The 14,229-nt window shown below is 61.3% G+C and carries 14 protein-coding genes; 8 read left to right on the top strand and 6 right to left on the bottom strand.

Features of this window, described 5'->3' with window-relative positions:
• Positions 1 to 25: 25 nt before the first annotated feature.
• From QM797_RS22325 to QM797_RS22315, 3 genes are all read right to left on the bottom strand, one after another.
• The gene (locus QM797_RS22325) at positions 26 to 445 is read right to left on the bottom strand and encodes a tautomerase family protein (RefSeq protein WP_283277849.1); all 420 of its coding nucleotides are present in this window, start codon (positions 443 to 445) and stop codon (positions 26 to 28) included.
• 1 nt (position 446) lies between these two features.
• Positions 447 to 1,829 carry a carotenoid oxygenase family protein gene (locus tag QM797_RS22320; RefSeq protein ID WP_283277848.1) on the bottom strand — a complete coding sequence of 461 codons (1,383 nt, stop codon included), beginning with the start codon at positions 1,827 to 1,829 and terminating at the stop codon, positions 447 to 449.
• A gap of 602 nt (positions 1,830 to 2,431) precedes the next feature.
• The gene (locus QM797_RS22315) at positions 2,432 to 3,382 is read right to left on the bottom strand and encodes a LysR family transcriptional regulator (RefSeq protein WP_283277847.1); all 951 of its coding nucleotides are present in this window, start codon (positions 3,380 to 3,382) and stop codon (positions 2,432 to 2,434) included.
• Between the two features lie 183 nt (positions 3,383 to 3,565).
• Between QM797_RS22315 and QM797_RS22310 the strand changes: the two genes are divergently transcribed.
• The 6 genes from QM797_RS22310 (at position 3,566) to QM797_RS22285 (ending at position 9,753) form a co-directional block, all read left to right on the top strand.
• Entirely contained in the window at positions 3,566 to 3,994 is a 429-nt protein-coding gene (locus QM797_RS22310) for a MaoC/PaaZ C-terminal domain-containing protein (protein WP_283277846.1), read from the top strand.
• Positions 3,994 to 5,247, top strand: coding sequence for a CaiB/BaiF CoA transferase family protein (locus tag QM797_RS22305; RefSeq protein WP_283277845.1), 1,254 nt, complete (start codon positions 3,994 to 3,996; stop codon positions 5,245 to 5,247). The genes QM797_RS22310 and QM797_RS22305 overlap by 1 nt, the downstream gene beginning before the upstream one ends.
• Complete coding sequence (locus tag QM797_RS22300; protein ID WP_283277844.1) at positions 5,238 to 5,996, top strand: SDR family NAD(P)-dependent oxidoreductase; 759 nt, start codon at positions 5,238 to 5,240, stop codon at positions 5,994 to 5,996. The genes QM797_RS22305 and QM797_RS22300 overlap by 10 nt, the downstream gene beginning before the upstream one ends.
• A gap of 79 nt (positions 5,997 to 6,075) precedes the next feature.
• Positions 6,076 to 7,368 carry an MFS transporter gene (locus QM797_RS22295; RefSeq protein WP_283277843.1) on the top strand — a complete coding sequence of 431 codons (1,293 nt, stop codon included), beginning with the start codon at positions 6,076 to 6,078 and terminating at the stop codon, positions 7,366 to 7,368.
• The gene (locus tag QM797_RS22290; protein WP_349307217.1) at positions 7,341 to 8,555 is read left to right on the top strand and encodes a DUF993 family protein; all 1,215 of its coding nucleotides are present in this window, start codon (positions 7,341 to 7,343) and stop codon (positions 8,553 to 8,555) included. The genes QM797_RS22295 and QM797_RS22290 overlap by 28 nt, the downstream gene beginning before the upstream one ends.
• 85 nt (positions 8,556 to 8,640) lie before the next feature.
• A complete protein-coding gene (locus QM797_RS22285) occupies positions 8,641 to 9,753 on the top strand; it encodes a glycerate kinase (RefSeq protein ID WP_283277841.1) in 1,113 nt (370 codons plus the stop codon).
• A gap of 503 nt (positions 9,754 to 10,256) precedes the next feature.
• Here QM797_RS22285 and QM797_RS22280 read toward each other — a convergent pair.
• The gene (locus tag QM797_RS22280; protein ID WP_283277840.1) at positions 10,257 to 10,913 is read right to left on the bottom strand and encodes a TetR/AcrR family transcriptional regulator; all 657 of its coding nucleotides are present in this window, start codon (positions 10,911 to 10,913) and stop codon (positions 10,257 to 10,259) included.
• A gap of 56 nt (positions 10,914 to 10,969) precedes the next feature.
• Between QM797_RS22280 and QM797_RS22275 the strand changes: the two genes are divergently transcribed.
• Both QM797_RS22275 and namA read left to right on the top strand, forming a co-directional pair.
• Complete coding sequence (locus QM797_RS22275; RefSeq protein WP_283277839.1) at positions 10,970 to 11,353, top strand: nuclear transport factor 2 family protein; 384 nt, start codon at positions 10,970 to 10,972, stop codon at positions 11,351 to 11,353.
• Between the two features lie 86 nt (positions 11,354 to 11,439).
• Complete coding sequence (gene namA, locus QM797_RS22270) at positions 11,440 to 12,519, top strand: NADPH dehydrogenase NamA (RefSeq protein WP_283277838.1); 1,080 nt, start codon at positions 11,440 to 11,442, stop codon at positions 12,517 to 12,519.
• Between the two features lie 655 nt (positions 12,520 to 13,174).
• On the opposite strand, the gene QM797_RS22265 is transcribed toward namA, so the two are convergent.
• Together QM797_RS22265 and QM797_RS22260 are read right to left on the bottom strand one after the other, a co-directional pair.
• On the bottom strand, positions 13,175 to 13,717 hold the full coding sequence (locus QM797_RS22265; RefSeq protein WP_283277837.1) for a helix-turn-helix domain-containing protein: 543 nt from the start codon (positions 13,715 to 13,717) through the stop codon (positions 13,175 to 13,177).
• Between the two features lie 62 nt (positions 13,718 to 13,779).
• Positions 13,780 to 14,226 (bottom strand): VOC family protein, encoded by a 447-nt coding sequence (locus tag QM797_RS22260; protein ID WP_283277836.1) that lies wholly within the window; start codon positions 14,224 to 14,226, stop codon positions 13,780 to 13,782.
• Positions 14,227 to 14,229: the final 3 nt, after the last annotated feature.

Raw genomic sequence — 14,229 nt, 5'->3', positions numbered from 1 at the left:
GCGGCCGCCCGCGATCGACATCAGCTCACGTGACGACGTTCCGATGGCCTTGGTCACCGAGTTCCCCGGTGAGAAACTGAGCGCGCCCGCGCCCGAAAGACCAATCCTCATCGGAGTTTTCGATGAAGGTGACGATGAGATCCTCGCGATCGAGGCCGCACCCTCGGTGTAGACGACTGCACAGCAGGCTGTACAACGCCACCTTCTGCGTGCGTGTTCGGGGACGCGAAACGACTTCGACCATGACGAGCTTGTCCGACCGCTCGAGTCCCAGACAGGTATCCATGGCTACCATTTCGTGCCGTGGATGAGTTGTCGCTATCTGATAGCGGTCTTCTGCAGGAACGCCGAAGGCCGCTACTAGGGCACCGTGCGCGATATCGAGCAAGGCTCCGATCTCGTCGGCGCTACGACCCTCGATGAAGTGAAAACGCAACAAAGGCATCTCAGGACTCCGCCGGGTCGGAGATCCAACTGCCGTGAAACCCATACGGAACTCGGGCCGGCAAAACGATGCGGGCTACAGGGTCCCCCGTGAAATCTGTTGCGTCGAGTATCTGCAGTTCCGAAGGAGCACCAGCGACACCTGACACCAGAGACATCAGCCATCCGTCGTCCTCGTTCGACGATTCGGGTGCCGCGACGAAGTAGGCTTCGCCTGGAATCTGCGTTTTCTCGAAGCGGCGCACCTCGTCGGTTCCCGTGAACGTGTCGTACTTGATCAGTTCGTAGCCGTCGGCGCCGCCCACTCGTGGATAGCCGACCGCGTAGATGTGCTGGTGGGCTCGTCCGGTTCGGTCGACGTTGATGGTGGGGAATTCGATGGCTCGATCATCGAGGTGTTCCTCACGCACGGTCCGGGCGTGCACATCGAGGGTCCAGCGGTACAGGTAGGCCTCGGGAAGTGGATTTCGGGCGTCGAGGTCGCCCGGCACATGATCGACGTACCCTCCGAGCCGCGCCCAGCTGATATCCCAGCGGTCCGGCACAACCCTGTTTCCCTCCAACACGATTCGGCCCTGATCGTCCTCGCGGGCATTCGCTGTGTGGATGATCCAGCACGGGTCCACAGTGATCCAGATCGTGTCGGTGCCGATGCCGTTACGGGGCAGGATGCCGATTCGCGGCTCGTGGCTCTCGTTCCACCTGAACGGCATGGCGTTCGTGACGGTCGGGTCGGCAACTACCGGAAGGTCGAAGAAGACGACGTAATGCTCCGTGAGGGCGAAATCATGCATGAGTGGCACTTCGGGAAGCTCGATTGCAGTACTGCGCAACAACTTCCCGCCCGAAGACGCGACGTGGTACTTCAGATGCGGTTGCTCGGGCAGGTAGGAGTCGAAGAAATGGAGTTCGCCGGTGCGTGGATCGGATTTCGGGTGCGCCGTCATCCCAGTATCCAGTCGACCGTCGAAGTCGAAGACCCCGAGGGTGTTCAGATCACCGTCCACCTCGTACGGAAGTCCAGCCTCGGCCAGGGCGAGGATGCGCCCGGCGTAGGGAACCACGCTCGTGTTGGCCGCGGTGACAGACCGGTCTCTGTTCGGTACGAAGAAGTCGTAGTTCGCGGGGGCAGGGGTGGAGCGCACCCACCGGTTGCGGTACCACTCCGCATGTCCGTTCCGGATACGTATTCCGTGCAGCATTCCGTGGCCTGCCCAGGCGTGCCCCGGATCCTGCCCGGGATGTGCGTTCGGTCCGTTACGGACGTACATACCTGACAGGACACGGGGCAAAGTCCCGATCACGTCGAGCGGTTGTGCGTCTGTCTCGGCCGCCGCCGGCTCGAACGCGCCGGTCAGATACAACGGGGTCGCACTGGTGGTCACAGAAACTCCTTCGGTCGCGAACTTGTGGTCACTTTTTATAGTAATCAACAAAGTTAATATAGCAAGAGCGCTCGTCGAAGGAGTCATGTTCGATTCGACGGGCCCCTATGCCCAGGGCCCGCGGCCGTGTTCGCACTTCTCCTGATGTCCGACCGTCGACGATTCGGACGGGTCGATCCACTCACCGCCGAACCTGACACGAAGGACCGCGCCGCCACACAGATTCGTCGACAGCATGCTCGAGGACCCGACCGGACACAGTTCGCCCGGCCCGCGAGCGAAACTGACAGCACACCTGCTCATCGCCGGCGCGTCCGAGGTAATGGCGACGTGGCTCGACGGCAAGGTTGCCTGAGGCGCGCCGAGAGGTTGCCGGCTGCTTGGTAGCGCTTGTAATCGGCGGCGCATCAGAGCCAACGATTTCGATGTCGTAACCGACCCGAAGTCGACCGACCCGTAACCGCGCACCTCGCCGCGTCGACCCACAAAGCCGCTTTTGCTGCGGGCATCAGCCAGCGCCCAGTCAAGTCAGGACAAAGGAACAGCAGGGCCGAAGCGCGCGGCGTCCTGGACAGTGCGCGCTTTCAGCTCGACTTCCACTGCTACCCCGGCACGGCTTTAACGTTCGAGGCGGCCTTGACGCCACTGGGAAAGCCGCTGTCAGCGGCGTGACGCTGGACTGTATTCGCAAAAGCAATCGCGGCGGGGGTCGCCGGTAGGCCGTGAGGAGCGACCAGTCCGGTCGTGCGATGGACGACCGGGCCGGCGAGTGGTACGGCATACAGGTCGCCGAGCCCGTAACCGGTAATTTCGAGGGCGGGGAGGGCGCTGACGCCGAGCCCGCCGCGAATCAGCCCGCCCAGGGTTGCGACTGTAGCGGCACCGATCTCGATTGCGAGATCGATTCCTGTGTCGTGCATTACGCGGTCGACGAGTAGCCGGATGCTGGTTCCCTCTCGCGTGGTGACGAAAGGAACCTGCTTGAAGTCTGCCCACAGGCGCGGGCTGACGCGTGCCCACTCGGGGTCGCTCGAGACCGAGTAGAACTCTTCCACCCATACCGGAGTGGCTTTGAATCGTGCGTCGTCAGGAACGCATGTGGTCAGTGCGATTTCCGCTCGGCCGCTGAGGAGTAGTTGCTCAACCTCGTCGTGCGGCCCGTCCCAGATGTTGATCTCGAGGTTCGGGTGCTCTCGATGCAGTACCTCGAGAATTCCAGGAAGAAGTACAGCTGCAATCGACGGCAACGTAGCGATGGACAACGCACCGCGTTCTACTCTGGCGTACTGGTCGATCGCCGCAAGGCCAGAGCTGAGAGTGCTGAGGACGTGGTTCAGTAGCGGTAGGAGCCGGTCGCAGATCGGCGTCGGGATGACCGTCCGCGTCGTGCGTTCGAACAGTCGTGTCGAAATCGCGCGTTCAGCGTCTCGAATAAGTCTTGACAACGACGGCTGCGACAGACGCATCGACCGCGCCGCGGCGGAGAAGCTTCGCAAACGGGCCACCTCGCAGATTGCCCGCATCTCGGTCAAGGTCAAGTCGGTGGCCGCCACGATGCCGAAGTCTATCTTCTCATTTATTTGATTCGCAAATGAATCGTGTCCAAAATTCGGAACTATGGAGTGACCCGCAGCATTCCTCCCCTTGAGTTCGAGGCCTAGCTTAGGAACACACCCCGATGTCAAACCGAAGGAGTTGTTTTGCAGGCCAACGACTTAGAGTGGTCGGAGTTCGAGATGGGTCAGGAATTCAAGTCCATCACCCGGACGATCACCGAATCCGACGTGACCTTGTTCGGGGCTTTGAGTGGCGACCTCGCCGAACACCACGTCAGCATCCAGGTCGCGGAGTCAGCCGAGTTCGGCGGCCGAATTGCGCATGGCTTGCTTGTCCTCTCTTACGGGCACGGCCTGATGCTCGGCTCCGGACTTGTACGTACGAACGTCATCGCGTTCCTTGGCATCGAGAACTGGAATTTCCGTGCTCCTGTTGCTCTCGGTGACACCATCCATGTGGTCTTCCGCGTCGCCGAGCTTCGCGTCAGCAGGTCCAACCCAGATCGCGGCGTCCTCGGCTTCGACGTAGAGATTCTCAACCAACGCGACGAGGTCGTTCAGTCCGGCAGACAGAACCTACTTCTCCGTACCGGAAAGGAAGCAGCTTGATGGTGGACATACTCGACAACGTCCGCGTACTCGACTTCACGCAACTCGAACAGGGCCCGTCTGGAACGCAGGTGCTGGCCGATTTCGGTGCGGAGGTCATCAAGATCGAGAAGATCGATGTAGGCGAGATCGGCAGGCAGCACTGGCCTCGTGTTCGCGGCATGAGCCCCCACTGGGCCGCGAACAATCGAAACAAGCTGAGTTTGAGTATCGATCTGAAGAATCCTGAATCTCGTGCAATTCTCGACCGACTTCTTGAGACAACCGACATCGTCGCAAGTAACTTCCGGCCCGGTGTGATGGAACGACTCGGACTCGGGCATGAGCAGCTTTCCGTGATCAACCCGCGAATCATCTCTGCTTACGCCTCGGGTTATGGACAGACCGGACCCTATCGCGATCGTCGCGGGCAGGACTTGGTCGCACAGGCGCTCGGCGGTCTGATGGCGTTGACTGGGGACCAGACGACCGGCCCCCTGGCAAGCGGTACCTACGCTGTGGATTACATGGCGGCGATGCATTTTGCGCAAGGGATGTTACTTGCCCTACTGGCCAGAGATCGGACAGGAAGCGGACAAATCGTGGATGCGAACCTGCTCAGTTCTGCGGTGGCGATGCACCTGCAAGAAGGGACCACCCACCTCAACACTGGTCGCGACTATCCCCGTCCTACGCGAGGAATCGCACACAGCCATACCTCCGCGCTGTACGCGACGTATGGAACACGGGACAGCAAGGCCCTGGTCCTCGTCGGAGAGCTGTTCGTCGACGAGCCCTGGCAGCGAGTGTCTCGTGCACTAGGGCTCTCCGACGAGATCGCGAACGATCCGCGATTCCAGACCCAGGACGGCTTGCTCGCCAACACCGAAGAGACCTACGACATTCTCCGTCAGCGGCTCGGGGAGTTCGACCTGGACGAGGCGCTCGAACGATTCGATTCCGAGGATTTGCTGGCAGCTCCGGTCAACGACTACGAGGCTGTCTTCAACGATCCACAGGTAATCCACAACGGCATGATTGCCGAGACAACACACCCCCAGGTCGGCGACATAAAGCTGGTCGGCATGCCGGTGCGACTGTCGAACACACCGGGCCGAGTGCGCACAGCGCCCCCGAGCGTCGGCGAACACAACGAACAGATCTTGAGGTCCATTGGATTCACCACCGAGGAGCTTCGAAGCTGGCAGAAAGCTGGAGTTGTCGGCTCGGAGGCTCACGACCTCACACCGGAGGAGGATGCCCAATGGGGCTGACTCAGGCCGCCGAATCGTTGCGAGACCGCGTAGTGCTCATTACGGGAGCCTCCGGCGGGATCGGCGGAGATCTGGCGCGTTCGCTGTACCGATCCGATGCGCGACTCGCTCTCGCCTGCGGACACAACGAACTCGAACGGGTCTCCGACATAGACCCGAACGCACGCGCTTCCGTGCGGGCGGAAGTCGACGTCACCTCGACCGATTCGATCAATGTTCTCGTCGACGAAGCACTGGACCGATTCGGACGAATCGATAGCATCGTGACGACCGCAGGTGTCATGGAGCAATTGTCCATCGACGATTTGGACGAGTCGACGTGGTCGAAAGTGTTGGCGGTCAATCTCACTGGGACATTTCTAACAATCAAGTCGGCCTTGCCCGCGTTGCGCCGGTCCAAATCGGCCTCGGTGGTGACGCTGTCATCGCAGCTGGCATACACGGGCGCGAGGGATGCTGTTGCGTACAGCGCGTCCAAAGCTGGCGTCCTAGGTCTCACCAGGGCGCTCGCCCGCGAGCTTGCGCCGGACATCCGCGTCAATTCTGTTGCACCAGGACCAATCCGAACCCCTATGACGGCTCGTCACGCGGAACCCGCATGGGAGAAATCGAAGACGGACAAACTCGCACTCGGCCGATTCGGGGAAACCAGCGAAGTGGTTCCGCTGATCGAAATGCTTCTTTCCGAGGGCAGTTCGTACGTCACGGGTCAGACGTTGTCGCCCAACGGCGGCGGCTATCTGAGCTAGCTTCACTACGGACTTCGCGCCTTGTCAGTTCGTACCTGTTCGTCCACACCATCCGACGCACTATCGATGGAGATATCACATGTCCACTATTCCTGACGCGGCGTCCGGCACGGCCCGTACGCAATCAGCGCCGCGCAGAGTCGCTCTCGCCGGTGGTATCGGCACACTGGTTGAATATTACGATTTCGCCTTGTACGGCTATATGGCCACGATAATCGCGCCACTTTTCTTCCCCAGCGATGATCCCGTCGCCGCGTTACTGTCCACGCTGATCGTCTTCGCGCTTGCATATGTCGTACGGCCGCTGGGTGGCATCTTCTTCGGACACATCGGCGATAAATACGGTCGCCGAAAAGCTCTGATGATCACCATCATCGGAATCGGATTGGCGAACACGGCAATTGGACTCTTACCGACGCACGCAACGATTGGGATACTCGCACCCACCCTGCTCATCCTGGTCCGAGTGATACAGGGCTTCTTCGCAGGTGGTGAAGTTGGCGGCGCAGCAACCGTCATCGCCGAAGCCGCACCTCCGGGCAAGAAAGCGGCCTTCGGTGCGTTTGTTCCCATGGGAACAAACGGCGGTTTCGCACTCGCGTCGGCTGTTGCCGGTATCGTTACCGGAATCGCCACCGCTGACCAGCTCAACGACTGGGCATGGCGAATCCCGTTTCTCATTGCCTTGCCCCTTACCATTATCTGTTTCCTAGTTCGACGCACGCTTCCGGACATCGACAAGGAGCTCGATCTCAGCTCCAAGCATTCCGTTCCGCTGCTGCGTGTTCTGCGCCACTACCCGGGATCCCTGGCCAAGGCACTCGGCATCGGAATTGCGATGCAGGGCGGTGCGTATATCGGTCTGACATTCATGACGATCTACCTCGTCAATAACCTCGGGTACAACCGGACGAATGTGTACTGGCTGACCACCGGCATCATCATTCTTGCGGTTGCCGCGATGCCACTAACCGGTCGACTCTCCGACCGTATCGGACCGCTCAAGGTGGCATTGATCGGAATCCTCGGATACACAATCCTCACCTACCCGGCGCTCGTAGTGATGGGGATGGGTAATTTCCTGTTCGCCTCCATTGCCTATTTCTTCATCATGATCAACATGAGCTTTCTGCAGGTCGCATCGTTCACACTCTCACCCCAGCTGTTCGATGACGAGGTGCGTTATACCGGAATGGCTCTGGTCACGAACTTCTCGGTCGTGATCGCAGGAGGTAGCGCCCCGTACGTTGCCACGCTTCTCGTCGAGAAGACCGGAGACCTGCGTTCGCCCTATTACTTCGTCTTGGTCGCGAGCTGTATCGGTCTGATCGCGGTCGCCACTCTGTGGAAGCAACGCAAAACCCTCGGCTGACCCAACGCGAGCACGGAGATACAGTGAGCACACAATTGACAACCCTTGTCGCCACAGCGGTAGGCGAGCGCACGGAGGTTATAGTCCGGCCACCCGTCGAGTGGCGAACGCATCCTGGGCACTTCACGCAGCGGCGGGTATACGCGGCCGCCCATGTCATCCCTCGCGTGGGGGCACAGAATGTCCCAGGCGCTCCGGCTGATATCGACTGGGACAGCACGCTTGCGTTCCGACGACACCTGTTCGAGTATGGATTCGGCGTCGCCGAGGCGATGGACACCGCGCAGCGGAATATGGGCCTGGACTGGCCGGCAACCAAGGAACTGATTACCCGTAGCACCAAGGAAGCCCACGCGGTCGGGGCGCACATCATCTCGGGTGTGAACACCGATCACCGGACCGGCCCTCTGACCGTCGGAGGGATCACCGACGCCTACCTCGAGCAACTCGCGGTGGTCGAAAGCTCCGGGTCCGACGCCATTCTCATGCCATCGAGGCACCTCACTGCGGTCGGCGCATCGGCCGACGAATACAAGGCGGTCTACGCCGAGGTGATCTCGCAAGCCACCAATCCGGTCACCCTGCACTGGCTGGGCGAAGCGTTCGACCCACATCTGCGTGGCTATTGGGGGACCACCGAGTACGCGGACGCATCGGAAACGCTGTTGCAGATCATCTCGGGAAATCCTGGAAAGGTCGTCGGCGTCAAAGTTTCTCTTTTGTCGGAGGAACTGGAGATCGACCTCAGATCACGGCTCCCTCGAGGGTCATCGTTATTCACCGGCGACGACTTCAACTATCCAACGTTGATCAGAGGCGACGGCCGGCGCTACTCCGATGCGTTACTGGGCGCGTTCGCCGCCGTCGCTCCTGCGGCGTCGTCGGCACTGCGAGCACTCGACGACGGAGACCTCGCTACTTACGACGCAGTCATGGAATCCACAGTTGCGCTATCCCGGAAGATATTCGAGCCCCCGACATTCAACTACAAGACCGGAATCGCATTCCTGTCCTGGCTGTGCGGGCATCAGCCGGCATTCGAGATGGTCGCAGGACTACATGCCAACCGTTCCGCCGTGCACCTGTCCAGCGTATTCACGCTCGCCAACACCGCCGGCCTACTGGGCGATCCGGAACTCGCCACACACCGATTCAACGCATGGGCCAGCACCGTCGGAATCCGATGATGACCGACATCGGAATGTCCAAGGGTGGTGTGATCGAGATGGTGAAGCAGCGCTATCACGATCTGATTCTCTCAAGCCTGATCGCATGAGAGTTCTCTTCGCCCCCGATTCCTTCAAAGGCTCCATCGACGCTGTCGATGCCGCCGCGGCATTGATCGAGGGGTGGGCTGCTGTCCGCAGCGATGACGACCTGGTGTCGATGCCGCAGGCAGACGGGGGCGAAGGGACACTCGACGTGCTCGCAGCGTGCTCGGCGGGCTCGACGTGGTCGTCCACGTCCGGTGTCTGCGGCCCGGACGGTCGGCCGGTCGATGTGCGGTGGCTCAGACTCGCAGACGGTCGGGCGGTGATCGAGCTGGCGGAGTCCTCGGGCATCGCGATGATGGAGTCGCTGAATGCATTCACTGCGACGACGCGCGGGCTCGGTGAGGTGATCCGGGCAAGCGGCTCGGATCGGATGTCAGTGGCCCTTGGGGGCTCGGCGTCCACCGACGGCGGGCTGGGAGTGCTTCGCGCGCTCGGTGTTCGGGTTCTGGACGAATCAGGTCGGGACGTCCCTGAAGGTGGCGCCGGGTTGGTGGCGGCCCGGTCGGTGGACGCGTCGGGACTGGCGTGGGTGCCGTCCGATATCGAATTGCTGACCGATACGCGTGCGGTGTTGTTCGGACCCGACGGTGCCGCGCACGTCTTCGGGCCGCAGAAGGGTGCGTCGGCCGCCGACATCGAGGTACTCGACGAGGCATTGAAGCGTTGGGCCGATCTGCTCGCCGCAGTCGGCCTGTCGGCCGACCCGTCCACGCCGGGAACCGGTGCTGCTGGCGGAGCGGGATTCGGGATGTGCACGTTGGGGGCTCGTGTATCCAGCGGGGCGGAACGGGTGTCGGAGCTGACGGGACTTCCGGCTGCTGTTCCTGCCACCGACCTCGTGGTGACGGGTGAGGGCAAATTCGATCGCACGTCGCTGACGGGCAAGCTCGTCGGACACGTGATCCAAATCTGTTCGGACGCTCGCGTTCCGGTGACTGTGGTCGCCGGGGCCGTGGATTCGGACGTCGAGGTGCGGACAGTGTCGCTGACGGAGCTTGCCGGCAGCAGTGAGGCGGCCATGGCGGATCCGCGACGATGGTTGATCGAAGCTGGTCAACAGTTGGCCAGACTTGCTGGTCGAGACTCGGTGGTGGGATCGCCCCGCGGCTAGTATCAGAAGCACTGTTCACTCGGTCTGCCAGAACCGGACTACGAAGAGTGAAAGAACTTACTACCTCTGCGCGAGATCATCGAATAGCGTCCACCACTCGGGTTGACGTTTGCGATCGCATCGATAGAGCCGTGCGGCAGACGGACCTGAGACCGTATTGAGTTGACTCCTACGACGTGACAACACCTCGGCGAAGGTGACTTGATGGCCACTCCCCCTGCTCACTTCGACCAACTTCACTTAATCGCCGAACCTTCGAGTTGGACTCGACACTGCAGCCGCTATCGGCTATCCCCCGCCCGATGGGCCCACCGTCGCTGGACCGCGGCCGAAAGAAGTTCCGCGACATAGGGCCTCGTCCGGACGACAGACGGGCCAACATCAATACACACCCTTGACCTCTCGAATGACGAGAGGGTGTACGGATGGATGCGGGGCATACTGGTAGATGGCGAGACGATGAGCGGCTCGGATCTCGACGCGTTCGGCCGGGAGTGGGTACGTCAGTCCGATACGGGGATCATGTCGGTTCCCACCGCCGCCAGCCGTCGCAACATCTCAGGTGGCATCCGGTCATGCGCACGCATCGCGAGGCCGTCGACGATCATGCTCGCGACGTGGGCGATCGCGAGAGTATCTGCGTTCGAGGAGATTTGACCGTCTTCGATCCCGAAATCGAGCTTGGCCTCGAAGCGGCGCAGTCCGTCGTCGCCGATGGCGGCCAGCGCGCGTGCAACATCGCTGTCGCGGTCCACCAAGCTCGCTGTCGAGAGGGTGACCAGACACCCTAAGTGTGGGCCTGGCGCGGTGATCACACTCACCGTGTCCTCGAAAAGTTGCCTGAATGCACTCATCACGTGCGGCTCACGCTCGAAGGCATCCCACACTGGATCCCAGTAGGTGCGCTCGTAGTACTCCAGGACGTCGAGAAAGAGTTGCGCTTTGCTGCCGAACGCCGCGTACAGGCTCGGAGGTTTGATCCCGATACCCGCACACAACTCACTGACGGACGTCCCCTCGTAGCCGTGTTGCCAAAACATGTCCATCGCCGATTCGAGGGCGAGCTGCTTGTCGAAGCCCCGACTACGTCCCCTCGCAGCGCCCTTCGGTGTCCCCTCGAGCATGGCAGCCTCCCGTTTGACGAATTCTGTAACGTCCACTACATTAGCATCTGTAGCGCGCGCTACAGATCCCCAAACGATGCCGAGGAGCACCTATGACCGACAAGACCTACGTCGAGGAATACACAGCCGTCGTGAAGACGCTGTCGAAGTATCTCGAAAGCTGCGCCAAGGCAGACAGCTCGATCATGCAGCCTGCTTTCCATCCCGACGCCGCGATGTTCACTGTGGGCGAGTCCGGAGTCACGCGCGCACCCATCCAGGCGCTGTTCGATGGAATCGACAACGATTTCACGCCTTCGACCCCCAACTCGGCAATCGTGACCGTCGACATCGTCGGCACTGTCGCCAGTGCGCGCGTCGACTCCGACAACCTCGACGGCTTCCGGTTCAGCGACTTCTTTCACCTGCTCGAGGCCAACGGTGAGTGGCAGATCGTGGCAAAGACGTTCCACACGCACTCGACACCCACGAACTGACGACCGTAACCACCGCCGACATCGGGGCTGCCGGCCTCGTTCCATCATCTTTCGCTGGCGGGTTGCCAGCAATTCAGGAGTTCCCCTTGTCTTCAACACTGCTCGAGCCATACGAAATCCGCGGAGTGACGTTCCGGAACCGTGTCGCCATGTCACCGATGTGCATGCACTCGGCCACGGCCGAGGGAGTCGCAACCGACTTCCACGTCATGCACTACGGAGCCCGCGCACTCGGCGGCGCGGGTCTGGTCATGACCGAGACCGCTGCGGTCACCTCGAACGGCCCGATCGGCCCAGGCGACCTCGGGATCTGGGATGACTCTCAGATCCCGAACCTGAGCCGCATCGTCGACGCCGTACACCTGGTCGGCGGACGTATCGGTGTGCAAATCGGCCACGCCGGACGCCAACTGGGGATACCCGAGCGCACCGCCGTCGCTCCCTCTGCGATCGCGTGGGGCCCGGACTCCCGCGTCCCCGAGGAACTGACCCAGGAGGGCATCGCGGACATCGTGGACGCGTTCCGCGCCGCCACCCACCGCGCAATCGAAGCCGGGTTCGACGTCATCGAAGTTCATGCTGCCCACGGCTTCCTGCTCAACGAATTCCTCTCCCCGATCTCGAACAAGCGAACCGACGAGTACGGCGGCGATCATGTGGGCCGCTACCGCATCGTCCGCGAAGTTCTCGACGCGGTGCGCGACGAGTGGAGTGGCCCCCTGTTCGTCCGGATTTCCTCGACCGACTACGTCGACGAAGGAAACACCCCCGACGACTACGTCGTCTTCGGTAGGTGGATGAAAGAACAGGGAGTAGATCTCATCGACGTCTCGTCGGGCGGCTCCGCACCGGTCAAGGTGTCCTCGTTCCCCGGATTCCAGGTTCCCGCAGCTGAGCGCATCCGGCGCGAGGTCGGCATCCGCACCGGCGCAGTCGGGCGCATCGAATCAGGACAGCAAGCGGAAGACATCGTGCGTAACGGACGCGCTGACGTCGTACTCATCGGGCGCGAGATGCTCAAGGATCCGTTCTGGGTACGCACGGCTGCCGATGAACTTCGAGAACCGATCGAAGCTCCGGCGCAGTACACGCGGTACGGATCAGCGTGGCAGCGCACCCAGCCTCCACTGCCTGCAGCCCCGATGCACGAGACAGTCGCAGTGTAAAGCGACCACGAGTGGTTCATCCGAAAAACAGTCTCCTGCGCACGCATCGCACTCGAACCCGTCGGTAATATCGGATGGACCCCTCGAACGGACCACGGGATCGATCTACCGAGACTCCCGCCTACTCATCTTTACTCGAATCGGGTCGATCTCAATCGTCGGCCCCAGCGACCTGAGCCGGAGGCAGAAGTTCAGCTAGGAGGTTGGTCCAGGGTTGGCAGCGGTGCGGTGGCTGCGTTGATCGACTACATCGCCGACAACGAGGCCGAGCTGTTCGCCGTCTGATCGAAGCGTCGTTTTCCACTGTCGAAAAGTAGCCGCGGAACGGGGATCTTCAAAGGCTGGAGAGCCACAACTGCCGACGCCCAGCACGAAGCTTGATCTAGACGATCCACACCCAGTGTGCTTTCCGTACGCTTGAGACGCGCCACCAACACATGCCACCGGCGCTCGAACATCCAGCAGAAAATGCGTCCACCATGCGATTCCATACAGCCGACAGTCCATTCGCCGTCGGAACCGGGCGGCGGTGGCCGGTCCGACAGGTCGTAGGGTCTTCGCTCCGACCCAATCCACCAGAAGCGGTACAAGGTAACTGTTCGATCGAGCTGCCTGCTACCGATCTGGGTGGAGATAGTTTCCCGCGTCCGAGCGTCTATCTAGCGAGTGCAACAGTTCTGAAGAACGTCACCGAGACCGATCCGTCGTTGACGTATCGGTACACCCGATCACTGCGCAGGCGAGCCGACTCCCCTGCCGCAATGACAGCAACCTCGTTGTCAGCGGTGAGCGTCAGTTGACCGTCGGTGACGTGGAACAGCTCGAACGAACCCTGCGCGTCGGGCATTCCGCCGTAACTGTCCCCCGGCATCAGCATCCACGACCACAGGTCAGCCGCACGCACACCTGGCGTCGACACGAGCAGATGCGCGCTGCTACCTGCCGGTGATGTCCACACCAGAAGATGCTCCTCGGCCGGAACGACTTCGATCGCTGCTTCGCCCGGAACGGTGTCGCTGAGCAGCTCGGTGAAATCGGTCCCCAGGCTGCGCGCGATCCGAGTCACGGCCACGAGACTCGGATTCGCCTGCCCGTGTTCGATCTGCGTCAACAATCGTCTGCTGACCTCGGCCTGATCCGCCAACTGCTGCACCGTCAGCTCCCGCGCGATGCGCAACGAACGAATGCGCGATCCCACCTGATTCAGAAAACTAAGAGTAAGAACTCCGTCTTCGGTGGAGTCGCGATCAGCTGGCTCACTCACACCGCGAAGAGCTGCTCGATGTCCGCGAATGCCTTGAACTCCAACGCATTACCCGATGGATCGAGGAAGAACATCGTCCACTGTTCCCCCTTCTCACCCTTGAAGCGCACGTATGGATCGATGACGAACTTCGTGTCCACAGCCTGCAGACGTCCCGCGAGCTCCTGGAACTCGTCGACACTGAGCACCAAACCGAAATGCGGTACCGGGACCTCGTGCCCATCAACAGGATTGGTGCCTCGAACACCCTGATCGGGGCTGCCACCCACCTCATGGGTGACGACCTGATGTCCACGCACATTCCAGTCGGTCCATTTGGTGTCGGAGCGTCCACGAGAGAAGCCGAGGACGTCACCGTAGAAGCGCCTGGCCGCCTCGATGTCATGCACCGGAATAGCGAGGTGAAAAGGAGGAACAGTGCTGGTACTTTCGGTCGTTGTCATACG

The sequence above is a fragment of the Rhodococcus sp. IEGM 1381 genome (genome assembly GCF_030056795.1).
Lineage (GTDB): Bacteria > Actinomycetota > Actinomycetes > Mycobacteriales > Mycobacteriaceae > Rhodococcoides.
Note: the sequence above shows the minus strand (reverse complement) of the source record. Positions and strands in the feature narration are given on the sequence as shown.